This is a genomic window from Moorena sp. SIO2C4, assembly GCF_010672485.1.
Classification (GTDB): Bacteria; Cyanobacteriota; Cyanobacteriia; order Cyanobacteriales; family Coleofasciculaceae; genus Moorena; species Moorena producens.
Map to the genome: position 1 here is coordinate 1 of NZ_JAAHGN010001019.1, position 2,716 is coordinate 2,716.

Consider the following 2,716-nt stretch of genomic DNA (forward strand, 5'->3'; position numbering starts at 1 on the left):
TTCTTTCATCCCCTCCTCTGAAATTTCCACATCCAAATGGCCGAGAGTAACACTACCAGCATCAGCATCACCGGGAGCACGCCCTGAACGTAACTGCACTGACTCAAACCGGGGGTCATCTTTGAGAGCTAGTTGCATGGCTGAACCAGCCCGATTCGTCATTTCCAGAGAGACACCGGGATAAAGAGTGAAAGCATTCACAAGCGATCGCTCCTGAAACTCTGGTAAAAAGACTCGTCCTAGAGAGGTAAAAATAATTATAGAAGCGACAAACCCGGCTACTGCTGTTAGCAAAACTAGACTGGGAGCATGAAGAGAAAACCGAATTAATGGCTGATATAGTTTTTTAGAAAAGCGCGCTACCCAAGTTTCTTCTTCCGGTAACTGTACAGTAGCAAGCAAGAAAGCACACAAAGCTGGACTCAGGGTCAGGGCTACAAATGTAGAGGCAAAAATTGATACGAGATAGGCTACTCCCATCGGTGCAAAGATACGACCTTCAACACCAGTAAGGGTGAAAATTGGTGCGAAGACTACAGCGATAATTACTGTAGAAAACAGCACACTCACTCGCACTTCCACTGAAGTGTTATAAACCACCTGTAATGGGTTGAGGGGATTTCCTGCTTGCTGATTTTTCCGTAATCCCCGATAGCAATTTTCCATGTCCACAATCGAGTCATCCACCACTGACCCAATTGCTACAGCTAGTCCTCCCAGAGTCATGGTATTAATTCCCAAACCAAAGAGATTGAGTAGCATCATCCCAATCAACAAAGACAGAGGAATGGCGCTGAGGGTAATAATGGCAGTGCGCCAGTTCATCAAGAACAGAAACAGAATAATAGAAACAATGATGATGCCATCGCGCAAAGCATTCCTGACATTTTTAATTGAGGCATCAATAAAATCGGATTGGCGAAAGGTAACAGTAACCTTGACATTCTCCGGCAAACCCTCTTTAATTTCCTCCATGGCTGCTTCTACGGCTTTAGTAACAGTAGGAGTATCAGCCAGGGGCTGTTTGTTAACTAGCACCACAATCGCTTTTTTTCCATCCAAGCTACCATCACCCCGCTTCAATGCAGCACCAATTCGGACATCGGCGATATCAGAAAGCAGCAATGGTGTGCCATTACGTGCCACTACCACCGATTGTTCTAAATCCTCTATTGACTCAACTCGTCCAATGCCTCGAATTAATAGTTCCTTGTCTGGACTAATCAGAAAGCCACCCGCTGCATTAGTATTTGCTGCTGCTGCTGCTTCGGTAACTTCTGCTAAGGAAACATCAAAAGCGGTTAACTTGGCAGGGTCAACCAGTACCTGATACTGACGTACATCTCCCCCATAGGCAATTACCTGAGTTACCCCCGCTACTGCCAATAATTGGTTGGTAATATCTCGGTCAACCAATCGACGCACAGCCATTAGGTCAATTTCAGAGGGGACATCTCCTGTCTCTACATCTTCGTCAATGGTAAAAGCGTAGGAAAGAATGGTACCAATGGGCGAGGAAAGGGGAGAAATTTGCGGTGATTCTACTCCTTCTGGTAATCTGGCAGCAGCTTGTTGTAATCGTTCAGTTACTAACTGGCGAGCTTGATAGATATTAGTATCCCATTTGAAGATAACTTTTACTACAGAAATGCCCACTCCCGAAGAGGATCGTACTGTAGTCAATCCAGGAATGCCATTGATCGCACTTTCGACAGGCATTGTAACTAAAGATTCCACTTCTTCTGGAGCCAATCCCGGCGCTTCCGTTTGAATTTCAACTTGGGGAGGAGCAAAATTGGGAAATACATCTAAGGGCATTTGGGAAACAATGCCAAATCCCCAAACTGTGACGATGATAGCGCCAATTACAACTAGCCAGCGTCGAGCAATAGACCACTTCAGGATCGAGTTAAGCATTTTGGTCTTACCTACAGCCTTGCTGATTATTGCCTGTTTACGAAACTATTAGGAATGGCCGAATCTAAATAGCCATCCCCATTGCTCTGGGCATTTCCTTTTACATCAGCAGTGGGATGATAGCTATTATTGGTCAGCCCATCGGAAATTTCTATAGGTGCTGGTCTTGATTGTGAAGCAGTGCGGCGTCCGAGCATAAAAGCACCAGCTGTAATTACCCCTCCTACAGGAAAAACCCACCACCAGGGTAGGCTAGCAACATTAACATTAGTCGATGTTGCCTTATGATTATGTTCTTCTTGGTCATGTTCATGATCATGTTCATGGTGATCAGCTTTAGAGCCACCCCTTAGGGATTGGGCATACAACATCACCCCGCCTTCAGCCACAATCTGGTCACCTTCAAATAAACCATTCTTGACTTCTACCAAATCCCCAAAAGTTGAACCAAGAGTAAGTTCTACAGGTTCATAGAAGTTCTGACCATTTTCTACATAAACCAGTTGTTTACCATTAGCATCCACCAAAGCATCTTGAGAAATCGCTAAAGTAGCTACACTGGTTTTATCAGTAAGAATATTTAATTGAGCAAACATTCCTGGTTTTAGTTGCCCTCCAGGATTATCCAACTTTACCCTCACTGGCACTACTCGTGTCTGACCTGCCACGATAGGGTCGATTTGGGTAACTTGACCTGTAAAAGTCTGATTAGGCAGACTAGAAACTTCTAATCTGACCTTCTGACCTATTTTTACCTTATATAAATCTTTTTCATAAATATTAGCAGTTGCCCAGACTT

Annotated in this window: 2 protein-coding genes; both read right to left on the minus strand. The window is 44.4% G+C overall.

Going from position 1 to position 2,716, the window contains the following annotated elements; translation table 11 throughout:
• Positions 1–1,917: efflux RND transporter permease subunit (locus F6K20_RS33010; RefSeq protein ID WP_287297573.1), on the minus strand; the 1,917-nt coding region annotated here is incomplete at its 3' end.
• Between the two features lie 26 nt (positions 1,918–1,943).
• A partial coding sequence (locus tag F6K20_RS33015) for an efflux RND transporter periplasmic adaptor subunit (RefSeq protein WP_287297575.1) occupies positions 1,944–2,716 on the minus strand: 773 nt, incomplete at its 5' end.